This window comes from Halomonas sp. MMSF_3323 (assembly GCF_030733595.1).
Classification (GTDB): Bacteria; Pseudomonadota; Gammaproteobacteria; order Pseudomonadales; family Halomonadaceae; genus Halomonas; species Halomonas litopenaei.
Genome location: NZ_JASHIT010000038.1, coordinates 39,632 through 54,041 on the forward strand (window position 1 = coordinate 39,632; position 14,410 = coordinate 54,041).

17 protein-coding genes are annotated in these 14,410 nt (G+C 62.4%); 10 read left to right on the top strand and 7 right to left on the bottom strand.

The genetic code is table 11. From position 1 onward, the window contains the following. Positions 1-5 precede the first annotated feature (5 nt). Positions 6-611, bottom strand: a complete 606-nt coding sequence (locus RBB39_RS17750) for a hypothetical protein (RefSeq protein WP_045992774.1) — start codon at positions 609-611, stop codon at positions 6-8. A gap of 369 nt (positions 612-980) precedes the next feature. On the opposite strand from RBB39_RS17750, the gene RBB39_RS17755 reads away from it, so the two are divergent. Beyond that, positions 981-2,684 carry a dihydroxyacetone kinase family protein gene (locus RBB39_RS17755; protein ID WP_045992775.1) on the top strand — a complete coding sequence of 568 codons (1,704 nt, stop codon included), beginning with the start codon at positions 981-983 and terminating at the stop codon, positions 2,682-2,684. Between the two features lie 149 nt (positions 2,685-2,833). Here RBB39_RS17755 and RBB39_RS17760 read toward each other — a convergent pair whose 3' ends face one another. Continuing rightward, positions 2,834-3,397, bottom strand: a complete 564-nt coding sequence (locus RBB39_RS17760; RefSeq protein ID WP_239452547.1) for an exopolysaccharide biosynthesis protein — start codon at positions 3,395-3,397, stop codon at positions 2,834-2,836. A 408-nt stretch (positions 3,398-3,805) separates the two neighbouring features. Here RBB39_RS17760 and RBB39_RS17765 point away from each other — a divergent pair, with 408 nt between their 5' ends. Beyond that, positions 3,806-4,210 (top strand): GreA/GreB family elongation factor, encoded by a 405-nt coding sequence (locus RBB39_RS17765; RefSeq protein ID WP_045992777.1) that lies wholly within the window; start codon positions 3,806-3,808, stop codon positions 4,208-4,210. Positions 4,211-4,439: 229 nt separating this feature from the next. Next, positions 4,440-4,784, top strand: a complete 345-nt coding sequence (locus tag RBB39_RS17770) for a hypothetical protein (protein ID WP_045995223.1) — start codon at positions 4,440-4,442, stop codon at positions 4,782-4,784. Positions 4,785-4,814: 30 nt separating this feature from the next. Here RBB39_RS17770 and RBB39_RS17775 read toward each other — a convergent pair whose 3' ends face one another. Next, positions 4,815-5,000, bottom strand: coding sequence for a response regulator transcription factor (locus RBB39_RS17775; protein ID WP_306169239.1), 186 nt, complete (start codon positions 4,998-5,000; stop codon positions 4,815-4,817). On the opposite strand from RBB39_RS17775, the gene RBB39_RS17780 reads away from it, so the two are divergent. Continuing rightward, positions 4,923-5,186 carry a hypothetical protein gene (locus tag RBB39_RS17780; RefSeq protein WP_306169237.1) on the top strand — a complete coding sequence of 88 codons (264 nt, stop codon included), beginning with the start codon at positions 4,923-4,925 and terminating at the stop codon, positions 5,184-5,186. The genes RBB39_RS17775 and RBB39_RS17780 overlap by 78 nt on opposite strands. On the opposite strand, the gene RBB39_RS17785 is transcribed toward RBB39_RS17780, so the two are convergent. After that, complete coding sequence (locus RBB39_RS17785) at positions 5,167-6,450, bottom strand: ISL3 family transposase (RefSeq protein WP_045995197.1); 1,284 nt, start codon at positions 6,448-6,450, stop codon at positions 5,167-5,169. The genes RBB39_RS17780 and RBB39_RS17785 overlap by 20 nt on opposite strands. Before the next feature lie 140 nt (positions 6,451-6,590). Between RBB39_RS17785 and RBB39_RS17790 the strand changes: the two genes are divergently transcribed. Both RBB39_RS17790 and dmeF read left to right on the top strand, forming a co-directional pair. Continuing rightward, a complete protein-coding gene (locus RBB39_RS17790; RefSeq protein ID WP_011589742.1) occupies positions 6,591-6,860 on the top strand; it encodes a metal/formaldehyde-sensitive transcriptional repressor in 270 nt (89 codons plus the stop codon). A 180-nt stretch (positions 6,861-7,040) separates the two neighbouring features. Continuing rightward, positions 7,041-7,997, top strand: a complete 957-nt coding sequence (gene dmeF, locus RBB39_RS17795; RefSeq protein ID WP_011589743.1) for a CDF family Co(II)/Ni(II) efflux transporter DmeF — start codon at positions 7,041-7,043, stop codon at positions 7,995-7,997. Positions 7,998-8,154: 157 nt separating this feature from the next. Here the strand turns inward: dmeF and RBB39_RS17800 are convergent, their stop codons facing one another. Beyond that, positions 8,155-8,670: a hypothetical protein gene (locus tag RBB39_RS17800; RefSeq protein WP_306169238.1), complete on the bottom strand. Its 516-nt coding sequence runs from the start codon at positions 8,668-8,670 to the stop codon at positions 8,155-8,157. Positions 8,671-8,918: 248 nt separating this feature from the next. Between RBB39_RS17800 and RBB39_RS17805 the strand changes: the two genes are divergently transcribed. Beyond that, complete coding sequence (locus RBB39_RS17805) at positions 8,919-9,527, top strand: LysE family translocator (RefSeq protein ID WP_083970155.1); 609 nt, start codon at positions 8,919-8,921, stop codon at positions 9,525-9,527. Positions 9,528-9,579: 52 nt separating this feature from the next. Here the strand turns inward: RBB39_RS17805 and RBB39_RS17810 are convergent, their stop codons facing one another. Beyond that, the gene (locus RBB39_RS17810; protein WP_045990893.1) at positions 9,580-11,226 is read right to left on the bottom strand and encodes an acyl-CoA dehydrogenase family protein; all 1,647 of its coding nucleotides are present in this window, start codon (positions 11,224-11,226) and stop codon (positions 9,580-9,582) included. A 171-nt stretch (positions 11,227-11,397) separates the two neighbouring features. Between RBB39_RS17810 and RBB39_RS17815 the strand changes: the two genes are divergently transcribed. Both RBB39_RS17815 and RBB39_RS17820 read left to right on the top strand, forming a co-directional pair. Continuing rightward, a complete protein-coding gene (locus RBB39_RS17815; RefSeq protein ID WP_239452483.1) occupies positions 11,398-11,949 on the top strand; it encodes an NUDIX hydrolase in 552 nt (183 codons plus the stop codon). Positions 11,950-12,033: 84 nt separating this feature from the next. Continuing rightward, positions 12,034-12,519 carry a glutathione peroxidase gene (locus RBB39_RS17820; RefSeq protein WP_045990894.1) on the top strand — a complete coding sequence of 162 codons (486 nt, stop codon included), beginning with the start codon at positions 12,034-12,036 and terminating at the stop codon, positions 12,517-12,519. A gap of 12 nt (positions 12,520-12,531) precedes the next feature. Here the strand turns inward: RBB39_RS17820 and RBB39_RS17825 are convergent, their stop codons facing one another. Further along, positions 12,532-12,921: a hypothetical protein gene (locus RBB39_RS17825; RefSeq protein ID WP_045990895.1), complete on the bottom strand. Its 390-nt coding sequence runs from the start codon at positions 12,919-12,921 to the stop codon at positions 12,532-12,534. A 256-nt stretch (positions 12,922-13,177) separates the two neighbouring features. On the opposite strand from RBB39_RS17825, the gene fabV reads away from it, so the two are divergent. Beyond that, entirely contained in the window at positions 13,178-14,374 is a 1,197-nt protein-coding gene (fabV, locus tag RBB39_RS17830; protein WP_045990896.1) for an enoyl-ACP reductase FabV, read from the top strand. The last annotated feature ends 36 nt before the right edge of the window (positions 14,375-14,410 follow it).

Below are 14,410 nucleotides of genomic sequence, written 5' to 3' on the forward strand. Positions count from 1 at the left end.
CTCGTTCACGATGGCTCGATTTCAGTCTGACTCAGGGCGGTGATGGCGGTCTCGGCCAGACCCACCAGCGATGAAATGTCCAGCAGCGAGGAGTGATGATACTCGGCGAGGCCGGGCTGGGTCCGCCAGTAGCGGGAGTCCTGTCCATCGATCTCCCACCCTGGCGGAATGTCCTGGACATCCCGCGGTTCGATGCTGAACGCGGCCACCAGCCCTTCGCCCTGATGCCAGCTCAGCAAGGTGGTCAGTGGCTGGCCGTTGTCGCGATTGATGAAGCACCGAAACAACCCTTGGGTCCAGACGTTCTGGGGGCTCGGTTGCTGTTCCGGGGCGAGTTCTCCGATGGAGAGCTCGCGCCAGATGGTGCCCTTGATCAATGGCTTCCAGATGCGCTTCGACGCCTTCAGCAGGATTTCCAGATAATCGTTGCGGATCTGATGCGCCAGAATCAGCGTATTGCAGTGGTTGATGAGTTCGTCCCACTGCATGCCGACCGCCAGGTGCTCCAGCTCATGGGCGAGCAGGGCGTCCACGGCGTGTCGTGTGGAAGGGTGTTGCAGGTAGTCGTGAAGCGGGTCGGACAGTTTCAGGTCATGGCGAGAGGTTTTCATATCGGTCCCTGCTGGGAAGAGGGACGGAATGCCACCTCTTGCCCCCGAAAAGCGATGCGACGGCGTCCATGCCGTCGCTGACTTGTCACTCGACCAATCCTTGGTCGGCAAGATCAGAATAGCCCCCTTAGACGGCTGTGCCTTTGACCAGGATCAGGTGGCCATGAGCATGGTTGTGCGATAGCGCTACTTTGCTGTTTTTTGGGCACAACTGGCCCAGTGTGGCGGAAAAACCTGTGGCCAGCTCTTCGCTTCAGCGCACCGTGGCCGTGCGTGAAGCGCGGGGCGAGGCTCGTGCGCCGGCTTTACAAGGGTTCGAGGCTCATCCATGTTGCCATTCTGAATCCACCGTCGGGCAGGAGGCTCATCATGAAGAAGCTGATCAACGATCCCAGAGGCAGCGTTCGCGAGATGCTGGAAGGCATGGTGGCCCTTCATCCTGGGCTTGCGCTGATGGATGAAGAAAACGTGGTCATCGACGCTAGCTTACCTGAAGACCCTGAGCGTCGGTCGGTGGCGGTTATATCCGGCGGCGGCAGCGGACACGAGCCGGCCCACGCTGGCTACGTCGGGCGCGGCATGTTGACGGCCGCCGTGGCGGGAGACGTTTTTACCTCACCGAGCGTCGATGCCGTGCTGGCGGCGATCCTTGCCTGCGCCGGTCCACGTGGGGCCCTGCTGGTGGTAAAGAACTATACCGGGGATCGTCTCAACTTCCGCCTTGCCGCTGAACTGGCAAGGGTCCGGGGGATTCCAGTAGAGGTGGTGATGGTCGCCGATGACGTGGCGCTGCGCGATTCACTACCCCGGGAGCAGAGTCGTGGTGTGGCCGGGACGGTACTGGTGCACAAGATCGCCGGTGCCGCTGTGGCCCGTGGTCTACCCCTCGAGGAGGTCGCCGCGCTGGCTCGGGGAGCGGCCGAATCGGTGGCGACCATGGGTATTTCCTTGGGTGCCTGCACGGTGCCGGCGGTCGGCCGGCCGGGGTTCGAACTCGGTGATGACGAGATCGAATTCGGATTGGGCATCCATGGCGAGAAAGGGGTTCGCAAGTCGGCCATGCTGCCGGCGGATACCATCGTCGATAGCATGCTGGAATCTCTGAGCCAGGCGTTGTCGGTGAAGGGGTGTCGCCTGGGTGTGCTGGTCAATGGTCTCGGCGGCACACCGCCGATGGAGCTTGCCATCGTGGCGCGACGGGCCTTGACCAGGCTGCGTGAGCTGGGGGCCGAGCCGGTGCTGGGGTGGTGCGGCAACTTCATGACGGCTTTGGAAATGCCGGGGTGCTCGCTGTCGTTGATGGTGCTCGACGAAGCCCGCGAGGACTTGCTCACGTCGCCGACCGAGGTACGCATCTGGCCAGGCAGTGCCGAAGTGGCAGCGGAGGTGAAGAGTGTGACTGCCAGCGTGCTTGATGAGCCGCTGCCGGGCGCCGACGAGGCTGGACCACCCTGCGAGCGACTTCAGCGAGCGGTGGCGGCGGTGGCGAGCGCCATGGTGGCCAGCGAGGAGCGCTTGACCGAGCTCGACAGTGCCGCCGGCGACGGCGACCTGGGGGCCAGCATGGTGCGCGCGGCCCAGGCGCTGCGCAAGCTGCCGGACAGCGCTTTTGGTGCGCCTGCCGACTGCCTGGCCAGAGCCGGGGAGGCCCTGAGGCGAGCGATCGGAGGAAGCTCAGGTCCCTTCTACGCCTTTGCCCTGCTGCGTGCGTCGCAGGCATTGCCGAGCGAAGGGGAGGTCGCGGCGCAGGATTGGGCAAGAGCGCTCAAGGCCGCCGGCGACGCTATCGCCGAGATCGGAGGTGCTGCTCCTGGGGATCGCACCATGCTGGATGCTCTGGTGCCGGCCAGCCAGGCCTTCGAGGCCGCGCTGGCAGAGGGATTGGACGGATCTCAGGCCTTTGCTCGGGCGGTCGAGGCGGCCTGGCGCGGCGTCGAGGCTTCGGCCCGCATGCATCCACGCTTTGGTCGCGCGGCCTACCTCGGCGATCGGGTGATGGGCGTGCCCGACGGTGGCGCCGAGGCGGTGGCAAAATGGCTCGAGGCCATCGACCGCTCCTGCGGCCAGCGCTAGAGCGCAACCAGCACCACCCAGGCGGTGGATAGGGTGAAGAGGTAGCCCAGCAGCGCCATCAGGCCGTCTCGCGCCAGCAGGGCCAGGCCGAACAGTGATCAGAGAGAGGGGGCCGCGCCGGCTTTGCTCTAAAGAAGGGGGGCTTCGTGCTAGAGCGCCACCAGCACCACCCAGGCGGTCGATAGGGTGAAGAGATAGCCCAGTAGCGCCATCAGTCCGTCTCGTGCCAGCAGGGCCAGGCCGAACATGGTCTGAGCCGTGCCGGCGAGCGTGGCACTGAATGGGATCAGCTCCATCGGTGGCGTGGCGAGCGCTATGGCCAGACAGGCCAGGCCGATGGGGTAACGGGCGATCTGACCGGTGAATACAGTCAGCCTCGGTTTCAACAACCGATCGATCCAGGCGGCCGGCTTGCGCATCCAGCCGATGGTTCGCTCGACCTTGTCGGTCTCCACCTCACGCCGCGCCAGCCAGGCCGGCAGCCAGACACTCTTTTTTCCGGCTAACAATTGTGCTGCTGCAAGCACGACTAGCAGCGCCATCGTGGTGGGCACGCCGGGGATATCACCGATCAGCGGAGTGAGCGTGACCAGGCCTGCGACCAGCAGGATGGGGGCAAAGCTGCGCCTGCCGACGGCGTTGATGACCTCAGCCAGACTCAGGCAGCGCTTGTCCTGGCTGGCAGCCTGTAGCTGGTCGAGCAGTTCGGTCAAGGATTCTGGAGAGGACTCTGAAGCGGTGGAACTCGTCGGCATGGGGCCTCGGGCGTGGGTAAAGCGACGTAGTATGGGGGCTGGAAAAGCAGCCTGTCCATGCCGTGAACCCTGCGCGCTTGTCGCCTCCGGAGGCAGGCGGCGGTGTAGAGGCAGGCTTGCCAGGCCTGTCACATCGGTCGTCAACTGCGTCCGCGCTTGTCGATGCGACGGCGACAGAACGGTGTCCAGGCAAGGGGCGAGGCGGGTGCGAGTTTAATATAAGTAGTTTCTTATTTTTAGAAGTTGTCGTATGCTGAAACTGATACGAGTCCTTCCCTATATCGGGGAGGGCTTTTTTTGTTGCCAGGCCTGATTCTCGATCGTTGTCTTCGACGCAGGCCGACGTATAGCAGTGAGGTGCCAAGGATGTCGTTGAGACTTGCCAACCGTCTTGATGCGGAGCGTTTACAGCGCCTGATCGATGAAGCCTGCGGAACCGAACGGGCTGCCGCCGACCTGCTGGAAGAGCGACTGGAGCGTGCCGAGATTCGCGACCCGGACGAGATGCCCGATGACGTGGTCAGCATGAACAGCAAGGTTGTGCTCAGGGACGTCGACACGGACCGACTTCTGACGCGCACGCTGGTCTATCCTCATGCGCTGGCGACGACCGAAGATGGTCTATCGGTGATGGCGCCGCTGGGCGCCGAGCTGTTGACCCGTCGGGTCGGGGAAGAGTGGACGACCCAGGTGGCATTGGGGAAGCCAGGGCGCTGGCGGGTGGAAGAGATATTGTGGCAGCCGGAGCGAGAGCGTCAGTTTCATCGCTAGGGCTTGTCTGAAAAGTGCCTGCGCTCGGTAATACGGCGTTAAAAATCGGCTGGTGCGCCAGCCCGGTCAAAATACTCATTTACACCCCGTAAACTGCGCTTTCTCACCGATTTTTGCCTTGTCTAACCTTCGTTCGTCGACTTTTCGCTCATCGACTTCTCGCTCAAGGCCCAGTGAGCAGCGCAGCCGCAGCCTTTGGCATCGCCTGGATGAGCAAAGGAGGAGGGAGATGGGCCGATTCACTCACCTGTTCGCAGGGTGTGTCCTCGGGCTGGGGCTTTTCCTCGCGGCCACAGGCATTGCCGTGGCCGATATTGTCGTGCGGTTCTCCGGGACTAAGGGCATTCCCTTCACCGCTCAGTGGGAGTGGACGGGCCAAGGGCAGGAGCACAGGAGCGGGACCTGGGCGGGACGGGCGCCTCGGGTAGAGCGCCTGCCCGACGGACGGTTCAGCATGACCGTCATCCAGCAGGCGTCCGGGGGCCGGCTGGAGGTGCTGGTCACCGGGCGCGGCAATCGTTCTTCCTCGTCCAGCAGTGGTGCCGGGGCGACGATGTTGTTTTCGTTGCAGTGAGCCTGGCCGCAAGGCCATGTCGTGATCGGTTCAGCGAGGCTCGAGCTCCCGGGGCAGACGGCTGCGATGTGAATTTTTGGTCATGGGGGGCGGGATGCCCAGGTGCTTGCGCGCCCAGTGTGCGGCCTCGGCGCGGTGATGCACCTTGATCTTCTTGAAGATGTTGTACAGGTGAGACTTGACCGTATGCTCACTCAGGAACAGTTGGGTGGCGATATCCTGGTTGGACGCGCCGTTGCCGATGAAGCCGAGAATTTCCAGCTCCCGCTGGGTCAGACCGGCGACGGGTCGGTAGGTGTTGAACTGCTGTCGTCGGAAATATTCGGGTATACGGATTTAATGGTTGATGGGGCACCTTCACCCCACCAACCTGATACCACCCTCAGATGGTTGATAGATTGACCCCGTAGTTGAGTTCCTCTGCGAAGTCCGGCAGTCCGTAACCGATGGTGTAGAACGGAGAGACCTTCGCAGTCGGGGCCTTCTTCTTGTGCTTCGTGGTGTAGAGCATTCGTGCCCGCATCACCTCGAACGAGTAACCACGCCCTTCACGGTTCTTGTCCTTGGCCAGTCGGTTGATGGACTCCGTGTAAGCGTTGGTGACGGGCATGTCCGTCTCGAAGTAGGTCATGATCTCTTCGCGCCAGTTGCCCACTGCCCTGACCAGATCGCTCCAGACTTCCTTCTGGCCCTTTGGAATGGTGGCTATCCAGTCATCCAGGGCGGCTTCTGCCTGTGGCCGGGTGGTGGCGTTCCAGATGCCGTAGAAGCGTTCCTTGTGCTCGTAGGCGGCCAGCAGTTGCGGGAATGCGCCTGTCCAGGTCTCCATGATGAGTCGCTCCCGGTCTGAGACTTCGTGAGCGCGTTTCAGCAGGATTTTCCGGTCTCCTTTGAGGGTTCGGCTCTGGGAGGGTTTCAGCTCCTTTCTGAGGCCCTTGCGCACCTTCTCCAAGGCATCGTTGGCCATGCGCACCACATGGAACTTATCGACCACGATACGGGCCTGTGGCAGCACCGCCTTGACCGCTGCCCGGTAGGGGTTCCACATGTCCATGCTGACGATCTCGACCTTCTGCCGGTCTTTCAGCTTCATCAGGTAGTTGGTCACCACGTCCTGACGGCGGGTGGCCAGCAGGTCGAGCAGGGTTCGCTCCTCGATGTTGGTCAGGATGCAGCGGTAGCGCTTGTTCAGGTACAGCTCGTCGATGCCCAGAATGCGGGGCGTCTCGAAGCGGTGCCAGCGCCCCAGAAACTCGGCGCGGGCGTTGAAGATGTCACGTACCGTCTTCTCGTCCAAGCCGGTCTGTGCCGCCACAAAGGTGTAGGGGTGGTTGAAGGATTCCTTCTCCACGTATTCATGCAGCCGCAGCGTCATGCGGAAGCCGTCCACCATCTCCGGTAGCTGGGGCCTGAAGGTGGTCTTGCAGGCCCGGCAGGTGTACCGGCGGCGGACCACCCAGAGGGTGACCCGCTTGCCGTGGATGGGCAGATCACGATAGGGAACATCACGCTTGCCGAACCGCACGAACTCACCCTGCACGCCGCATTCCTCGCAGGCGATGGGATCGGGCGCGTCCACCTGGAAGTGCATTTCGTCGTCGGTGGATTTGCAGCCCAGCACCTGGTACTCAGGCAGGTGCAGGATGTTGTCGGGCATTTCGGTCATGCGGCGTGCTCCTTACGGCTGGCGAGTGTCACGTTGGTGAGCTTCACCTACCTCTCCTCTCTTGCAAACAAGCATACTACCCCCTAGTATTTATATACTACCCTCCAGTATAGTTTTTGGGCCACTAAAGAGACGACTGCATGCACACGATCAAAGACAAAGCGAAGCTATTAACCCGCGTTCGGCGCATTCAGGGGCAGACGGCCGCACTGGAAAGGCAGCTTGACGAGGAGGGCGACTGCACGGCCGTGCTGCAACAGATCGCCGCGATTCGTGGGGCGGTGAATGGACTGATGGCAGCCATCATTGAGGGGCACTTGACTGATCACGTCGTCAGGGAACCCGAGTTGGAGCAGCGGCAACAAGACTTGGAAGCGGTGCTGCAGGTCATCAAGTCCTACCTCAAGTAGAACATCACGAGCTACAGCGTGGGTACCCTAGCTGTAAGAGGCGAACTTTGGCAGTGATTTAATATCCGCGCCCCTGAAGTTCTTGCGGAACCGGAGCTGTTAGCAGGGCTTCGCCATCAATCGCCACCACTTTCATTGGTCTTGCTGACCATAATTTTTATCAACTCGGAGTATTACAGTATGCATGGTCACAGGCTCGAAGAATGGCAACACAATCATGTTTTTGGTCAAGATCGTAAAAAATCCGGTGAAATACGCTCACTGATCGTCGTCGCTCTAACTGTCGTCATGATGGTTTGGGAAATTCTGGCCGGTGTCTTATACGGTTCGATGGCCCTCCTGGCCGATGGCCTTCATATGGGCTCTCATGCTGTCGCTCTGGGTATTGCAGCCTTCGCCTATGCATACGCTCGCCGCAACGCAGGCAATACACAGTTCTCATTTGGCACCGGGAAGGTCAATGCGCTAGGCGGGTTCACCGGCGCGGTCCTGCTGGCAGGCTTCGCCCTGTATATGGTGATCGAAAGCATCGACCGCTTCATCCACCCGGTAGAAATTTCGTTCAATGGAGCTATTTTCGTCGCCGTCATCGGCTTGATCGTCAATGGAGTATCGGCCTGGATACTGGGCGGGGAAGACCACGACCACGGGCATGGGCATGGGCATGGGCATGGGCATGGGCATCATGATCATAACCGTCGAGCTGCCTACTTCCACGTACTCGCCGATGCCTTAACTTCTGTATTGGCGATTGCTGCCTTGCTGGCCGGAAAGTATGCGGGCTGGGACTGGATGGACCCGATCATGGGTATCGTCGGCGCGTTACTTATCACTCGCTGGTCATGGCATCTGTTGAAAGACACCTCCCGCGTGCTGCTTGATCAACAGCGCAGTGACTTGGAGCACGACGTCAGACATGCCATTGAGAGTGACGATGCACGAATCAGCGATCTGCACCTCTGGGCCATTGGTCCGAATATTCACGCCGCCATCGTCTCGGTCGTGTCGCATGACCCGGAGGCGCCTGCCGTCTACAAGCAGCGTATCCAGGCTCAGTGCCCGTCATTAGTACACATTACAGTCGAGCCACAGCGCTGTCTCACTGGTCCGGAGAATACCGGCTCCAGGATACGATGAGCTGATTGAGCGGGCTGGGCCGAAATAGTCGGTTTTGGTACGGGCGAGGGAGTTGCTCTGCATTCAGCTTGGCCTCGCCCTCTCTCCAAGCCATGTAAGTGTCATTGTCCATACACGTTCCAGGCTTTGTAGGTACCTTAATGGCCTGAGTGACATATCAACCAAGGAATCCGATGAAGTGGGGAGTTGTTACCTCCCCATGATACCCAGAGATCAACCAGATATTCCGGATACCCAAATATTCGAACATCTGCTGAAGCAGCGGACGCGACATCCACAGGGCGCCATCGAGGAGTTGGATGATTCCCTTGCAGATATTGTCCAGTTCGTCGCGGCGATAGAAGATGCCCTGAAGGTGCAATGACGCCAGCAATTCAGCGGCTTGTTCCTGGCTGGCCAGGTTAAACGCCGCCAGCAGAATGTCGGGAAACTGTGCCTTGAGCTCGTGGCAGCGATGCATGTCGCTGTGTGACAGCTGATCGGCGTCCAGTAGCCACAGTTGCACACCAGGAGGTGAGTTCGACAGTTCCGCTTCCAGGCCGGACACCGCCTCCGGGGCAAGAGGACTGACCTGGCAGTCGAGTACCTGGCTCAGGTGATGGGTGAACAACTGCGACTGCACGTTGGGGTGCGTGATCAGCCGGACGATCGGACCTTCCTGAAGGGCAGACATCGTCCCCTCCCTGTTCCCATGCGATGATTGATCGTTATCGTTTTTTGGTGATGCCGATTTAGTATCGTTATCGATACTAATATGCTTGTAAATGACCATTGGGCGTGAACTTTGTCATTTCCGAAGAATGGTTTTTTTGATTCGGGCCGCAAAGGATGGCCGCTGAGCGCCGTGGGTCGTAGGTGTCAGCACGCTGAACTGTGCGCCATTCGTCGTCTAGTCCATCGGAATTCTCACGAGGGAGTGTGATGCCGCTGTCATTGTGGATGTCTCTGGCCGCCATCTGTGCCATGGGGGCCATGTCTCCTGGTCCAAGTCTGGCCTTGGTGCTTCGTCATACGCTGGGAGGGGGGCGCAGCTCCGGGGTGGTGGCGGCGATCGCCCATGCGCTGGGCGTCGGCCTCTACGCCTTGCTGACCGTCTGGGGACTGGGGGAGGTGATCGAACGCCATCCCTCCGCCTTTCGCGTGATCACGATCGGTGGGGCACTGTATCTGGCCTGGCTTGGCATAAAGGCGCTGAGGGCCGGGCGTGGCGGAGCGCTGGGCGCCCGACCCACCGCCGCCAGTCACCGCGTCGCTGCGAGAGAAGGGCTGTTGGTTGCCCTGGGTAATCCCAAGCTGATCCTGTTCTTCGTCGCGCTGCTCAGTCAGTTTGTCAGCCCCGAAATGTCCTCGATCGAGCGTGCCATCATTGTGCTGACGGCGATGCTGATCGACGGTGGCTGGTACGTCATCGTGGCGTTGGGGCTGTCGCACTCCCGCGTGCTGCCCTGGCTCCAGGCTCGCGCCCACTGGATCAATCGCATCAGCGGGGTGCTGCTGCTGGGGCTGGCGCTGAGGGTACTGGCGGGATAAGGCCGCCGCCGGCTGCGAGCATGTCGTGGCCGAGGCTGCTGGCGATGTCGGTTCATGCTGGCGCCGAGCGATGGAGGATGGCGTCCAGCGGACTTGCCGTCGGCAACACGCCATAGGCCGGGCTCGGGTGCTGGCCCAGGCGGGTGCGGCAGAAGGTATCCGCCACCTCGTGCGGCGCGTGCTGGACCAGCAGCGCTGCCTGGGTGCACTGGGCCAGCCACTGGGTCAGCCAGCGGGCCCTGGGCACCAGGTCTTCGCTGGTCTGTGGCTGAGGCAGCAGGGCCAAGGCGCGATCCAGATCCGGATGTCCACCTCGGGCATGCTCGAACAGCTGATACAGGGCCGCCATGGCCTCGGGGTGTCGCGCCATGACCCGCAGCACGTCGAGGCAGATCACGTTGCCGGATCCTTCCCAGATGGAATTGACCGGCGCTTCGCGGTAGAGCCGCGCCAGCGGTGCTTCCTCGACGTAGCCGATGCCTCCGAGGCACTCCATGGCCTCGGCCATGAAGCCGGGGGCGCGCTTGTTGTGCCAGTACTTGGCCAGGCTCGGCAGCAGCCGGGCCAGGGCGCGCTCCTGCTCCTCCCCGCGGCTGGCGCCGTCGAAGGCCTGAGCGGTGCGCAGCATCAGCGCTACGCCGGCCTCCACCTCCAGCGCCAGATCCGCCAGCACCGCCCGCATCACCGGCTGCTCGGCCAAGGGCGCCCCGAAGGCATGACGCTGACAGGTATGCTGCCAGGCCTCGCGCCAGGCCTGGCGCATCATGCCCACCGGTGCGCTGGCGGCGTCGAGACGGGTCTGCTGAACCATTTCCAGGATGGTGGCGATGCCGCGCCCAGGGTCGCCGAGCGGGTGGGCCCAGGCCCCCCGATATTCGATCTCGGCGGAGCCATTGGCGCGATTGCCGCACTTGTCCTTCAGTCGCTGAATCTCGATGGCATTGCGCTCGCCATCAGGGGCGAAGCGAGGCACCAGGAAGCAGCTGAGGCCTTCGTCTCGCTGAGCCAGGGTCAGGAAGGCGTCGGACATGGGGGCGCTCATGAACCACTTGTGTCCGTACAGGCGCCAGCCGTCCTCGCCATGTTCGGCTCGGGTGGTGTTGGTGCGCACATCGCTGCCACCCTGCTTCTCGGTCATCGCCATGCCGAAGGTCAGGGCGTGCTTGTCGCTCGCCGGTAGGGCCCTGGAATCGTAGTCCTCGACGAGCAGCCCAGAGGCCCACCAATCCGGCAGCGAGCGTTCTCGACGCAGCACCGGGTAGGCGGCATGGGTCATGGTCACCGGGCAGCAGATGCCAGTTTCGGCCTGGGTCAGCAGATAGAGTCCCGCCACGTGCGCCTGATGACCGCCGCGCCCCTCCTCCGTCCAGGCCATGGTATGGACGCCACGGGTGGTAGCCAGGCGCATCAGGGCGTGGTAGGCCGGGTGGTAATCGACGGCGTCGAGCCGGCGACCGTGACGATCGAAAAGTCGCAATGAGGGTGGGTGGCGGTTGGCCTCGTCACCCAGTCGCTGGGTCTCCGCACGACCGACATCCTGGCCCAGCAGGGACAGTCGGCAACTCACCCAGGCCGGCGCCAGATGGGCCAGCCAGAACTGAAGCACGGCGTCGTCGGCGAAGGCGTCGAAGGGAAGAGAGTACGGCTGATTGTCGACCCGGTGGCTCGCCAGGCACTCTCGCGGAGCTTGGTCATGCATGGCCCTGTCCTGATGACGAAAGACCTGATATTCAGCATGGTGTGCTGTGCCCCTCGGGTCAAACGAGAGGGATGACGCAACGGGACGGGATGGGTAGTCTTGGGGCTTTCTCGGTGGAGCCCTTCGATGTGCCCTGTTTCCTCTTTCGACTCGGCTCCCACGGCCTCTGGCGTGACGAATGCTGGCGAGGCGTCCCCTGACTACCAGCGTGAGGCGCCCGCAGCGGTGATCGCCCGGGAGCGTGTGCAGGTGGTGGATGCCCGCAATCGTCCCTGTGGCAGCGCCTGGCGCGCAGAAATGCGCCGCTATCGGTTCTGGCACCGCGCCACCTACATCGTGGTACGCAATCGCCGTGGTGAACTATGTGTGCAGCATCGAACGCTGACCAAGGAAGCCTTTCCCGGCGGACTGGACCTGGCGGCGGGAGGCGTGGTCGGCGCCGGGGAGGCGGTCCACGTCTCGGCACGTCGTGAGCTGGCCGAGGAGCTCGGTATCCGCGCAGTAGCGCTGCGCCATTGCCTGGAGTTTCGCTACGATGAGGACGGGTATCGCATCTTCGGCAGCGTCTACTGCGTAGAGTGGGACGGCCCCTTGTCGCTGCAGGCCGAGGAGGTCGCCAGCGTGGCCTGGATGTCACCGCGTCGAGCCCTCGAGCTCGCCGGCGTGACGCCGGATACGCGGCTGGCCCTCGAGTTGTTGCTCGAGCGCGAGGGGGACAACTGAATGCCGCTTTGCCGCCAGGGCGTTGCGACTGGCGCAATGACGTCTGGCATGTCATCGTGAAGACAGTAAGCGCGAGTTCATCCCATGACCCTGCATGATGTCGAGTGCCGCACCCATAGCGGCGAGCCCTTCAACCTCCGCGCCCTGCGTGGCCAGGTGCTGCTCGTGGTGAACGTGGCGAGCAAGTGCGGCTTCACCCCTCAGCTGGCGGAGCTGGAGGCGCTCTATCGTGAACACCGCGAGCGCGGCTTCACCGTGCTCGGGTTCCCTTGTAACCAGTTCGCACGGCAGTCGCCGGAGTCCGCAGAGCAGTTCTGCGCTTTCGGTGAGCGTGAGTTCGGTGTCACCTTTCCCTTGATGGAAAAGGTCGAGGTCAATGGCGCCAAGGCCCATCCGCTGTTCAAGCGCCTGAAGGCCGAAGCCCCAGGATGGATGGGAACACGCGCCATCAAGTGGAACTTCACCAAGTTTCTGGTCGCTCGAGACGGCCGTGTGCTCAAGCGCTATGGGCCTCGCGATGGGGGCGACGCCATGATGCTGGACCTCGAGCGGGCACTGGACGAATCCTGACCTCTTTGCCGGTCAGCGTATGTCTCCTCCGCGCGCCACCACCAGCCGTTCCACCAGTTCGTTGTAGCGATGGCGCACCATCATGGTGGTCAGGCCCGAAAACAGTGCCCAGAACTTGCGTCGCCAGCCCTTGAGGCGAAGGTTGTGGGCGACCAGACGGCGCATCAATTGGTGGTCATCGAACTTGCGCCACTCACCGGCGACCGACATCTGCTGACGCGACAATACCGGCGCCAGCTCGATCCGAAAGACCCATTCCAGGTCCTTGAGGGCGATGCCGGCGCGCTCGATCACCTCGACCATCCGCGCATAGTCGGACTCTCTGGGCTCGCGTTCGAGCCACATGGGCGCCAGGGCAAGCCACAGCTCGCCGCGTTCATCGACCAGGGTCTGTGCATCCATCGGGCGGTCTCCTCAAGCGGTGGGCAGCATCCTGCCCGACCCCGTGCCGGTGGGCAAGAGAGCGACGCGATCGCCAGCACAGCCGGACAGGGCCCTGGTGTGTTCAGGCGCAATGCGCGGCAAGGAAAAGCGCGGGAAGTCAGGGGCATGTGCACAAAGGCGGACAGGGCGGCGCTGTGCCGCTAGAATATCGCGACCACGCTCTACACATTGGATGGCTCTCCCTCGGGAGCCGCGAGTAACGAAGAGGTCTGTCGTGATCATCAAGCCCAAGGTACGCGGATTCATCTGCACCACCACCCATCCCGTCGGTTGCGAGAAGAACGTCCTCGAGCAGATCGAGGCGACCCGTGCGCGCGGCCTCGATGCATCCAAAGGGCCCAAGAAGGTGCTGGTCATCGGCGCCTCCAGTGGTTACGGTCTGGCCGCGCGCGTCACTGCGGCCTTCGGCTACGGCGCCGATACCCTGGGGGTGTTCTTCGAGAAGCCGGGCAGCGAGAAGAAGCCGGGCACGGCGGGCTGGTACAACTCTGCCGCCTTCGACAAGTTCGCCAAGCAAGAAGGGCTCTACAGCAAGTCCATCAATGGCGACGCTTTCTCCCACGAGGCTCGTGACAAGGCGATTGAGCTGATCAAGGCCGACATGGGCCAGATCGATCTGGTGGTCTACTCGCTGGCTTCCCCGGTGCGCAAGCTGCCCGATTCCGGCGAGCTCAAGCGCTCTTGCCTGAAGCCCATCGGCGAGACCTATCGCGCTACCGCCATCGATACCAACAAGGACACCATCATCGAAGCCCAGGTGGAGCCGGCGACCGAGCAGGAGATCGCCGACACCATCGACGTCATGGGTGGCCAGGATTGGGAACTGTGGATGGAGGCGCTGTCCGAGGCCGGCGTGCTGGCACCCGGCGCTCGCAGTGTGGCGTTCAGCTACATCGGTACCGAGATCACCTGGCCGATCTACTGGCACGGCGCCCTTGGCAAGGCCAAGGAAGACCTGGACCGGGCAGCCTCCGCCATCGATGACTCGCTCAAGCAGAGCGGTGGTGGCGCCAACGTGGCGGTGCTGAAGTCCGTGGTGACCCAGGCCAGTGCGGCGATTCCGGTCATGCCGCTGTACATCGCCATGGTGTACCGCGTGATGAAGGAGCAGGGTCTGCACGAAGGCACCATCGATCAGCTCAATCGCCTGTTCGGCGAGCGCCTCTACGGTGGCGAGGCGACCACCGATGACGTCGGGCGCCTGCGCCTGGACGACTGGGAGTTGCGTGACGATGTCCAGCAGGCGTGCAAGGACCTGTGGCCCCAGGTGACCAGCGACAACCTGTTCGACATCACCGACTACGCCGGCTACAAGCACGAATTCCTGAAGCTGTTTGGCTTTGAGCGCGATGACGTCGACTACGACGCCGACGTTGATCCTGTCGCCGAGTTCGACGTGGTGCAGCTGTAAACCAGAGGACTGCCGTTCGGCGATGAAGGAGGCCGC

Bases quoted from the DNA above. Each gene is read 5' to 3' on its own strand.
- RBB39_RS17820 (WP_045990894.1), top strand. From the start codon at position 12,034: ATGACCCTGCATGATGTCGAGTGCCGCACCCATAGCGGCGAGCCCTTC.
- RBB39_RS17805 (WP_083970155.1), top strand. From the start codon at position 8,919: ATGCCGCTGTCATTGTGGATGTCTCTGGCCGCCATCTGTGCCATGGGG.
- RBB39_RS17785 (WP_045995197.1), bottom strand. From the start codon at position 6,450: ATGACCGAAATGCCCGACAACATCCTGCACCTGCCTGAGTACCAGGTG.
- RBB39_RS17770 (WP_045995223.1), top strand. From the start codon at position 4,440: ATGGGCCGATTCACTCACCTGTTCGCAGGGTGTGTCCTCGGGCTGGGG.
- RBB39_RS17810 (WP_045990893.1), bottom strand. From the start codon at position 11,226: ATGCATGACCAAGCTCCGCGAGAGTGCCTGGCGAGCCACCGGGTCGAC.
- RBB39_RS17800 (WP_306169238.1), bottom strand. From the start codon at position 8,670: ATGTCTGCCCTTCAGGAAGGTCCGATCGTCCGGCTGATCACGCACCCC.
- RBB39_RS17790 (WP_011589742.1), top strand. From the start codon at position 6,591: ATGCACACGATCAAAGACAAAGCGAAGCTATTAACCCGCGTTCGGCGC.
- dmeF (WP_011589743.1), top strand. From the start codon at position 7,041: ATGCATGGTCACAGGCTCGAAGAATGGCAACACAATCATGTTTTTGGT.
- RBB39_RS17755 (WP_045992775.1), top strand. From the start codon at position 981: ATGAAGAAGCTGATCAACGATCCCAGAGGCAGCGTTCGCGAGATGCTG.
- RBB39_RS17780 (WP_306169237.1), top strand. From the start codon at position 4,923: ATGCACCTTGATCTTCTTGAAGATGTTGTACAGGTGAGACTTGACCGT.
- RBB39_RS17825 (WP_045990895.1), bottom strand. From the start codon at position 12,921: ATGGATGCACAGACCCTGGTCGATGAACGCGGCGAGCTGTGGCTTGCC.
- RBB39_RS17765 (WP_045992777.1), top strand. From the start codon at position 3,806: ATGTCGTTGAGACTTGCCAACCGTCTTGATGCGGAGCGTTTACAGCGC.
- RBB39_RS17750 (WP_045992774.1), bottom strand. From the start codon at position 611: ATGAAAACCTCTCGCCATGACCTGAAACTGTCCGACCCGCTTCACGAC.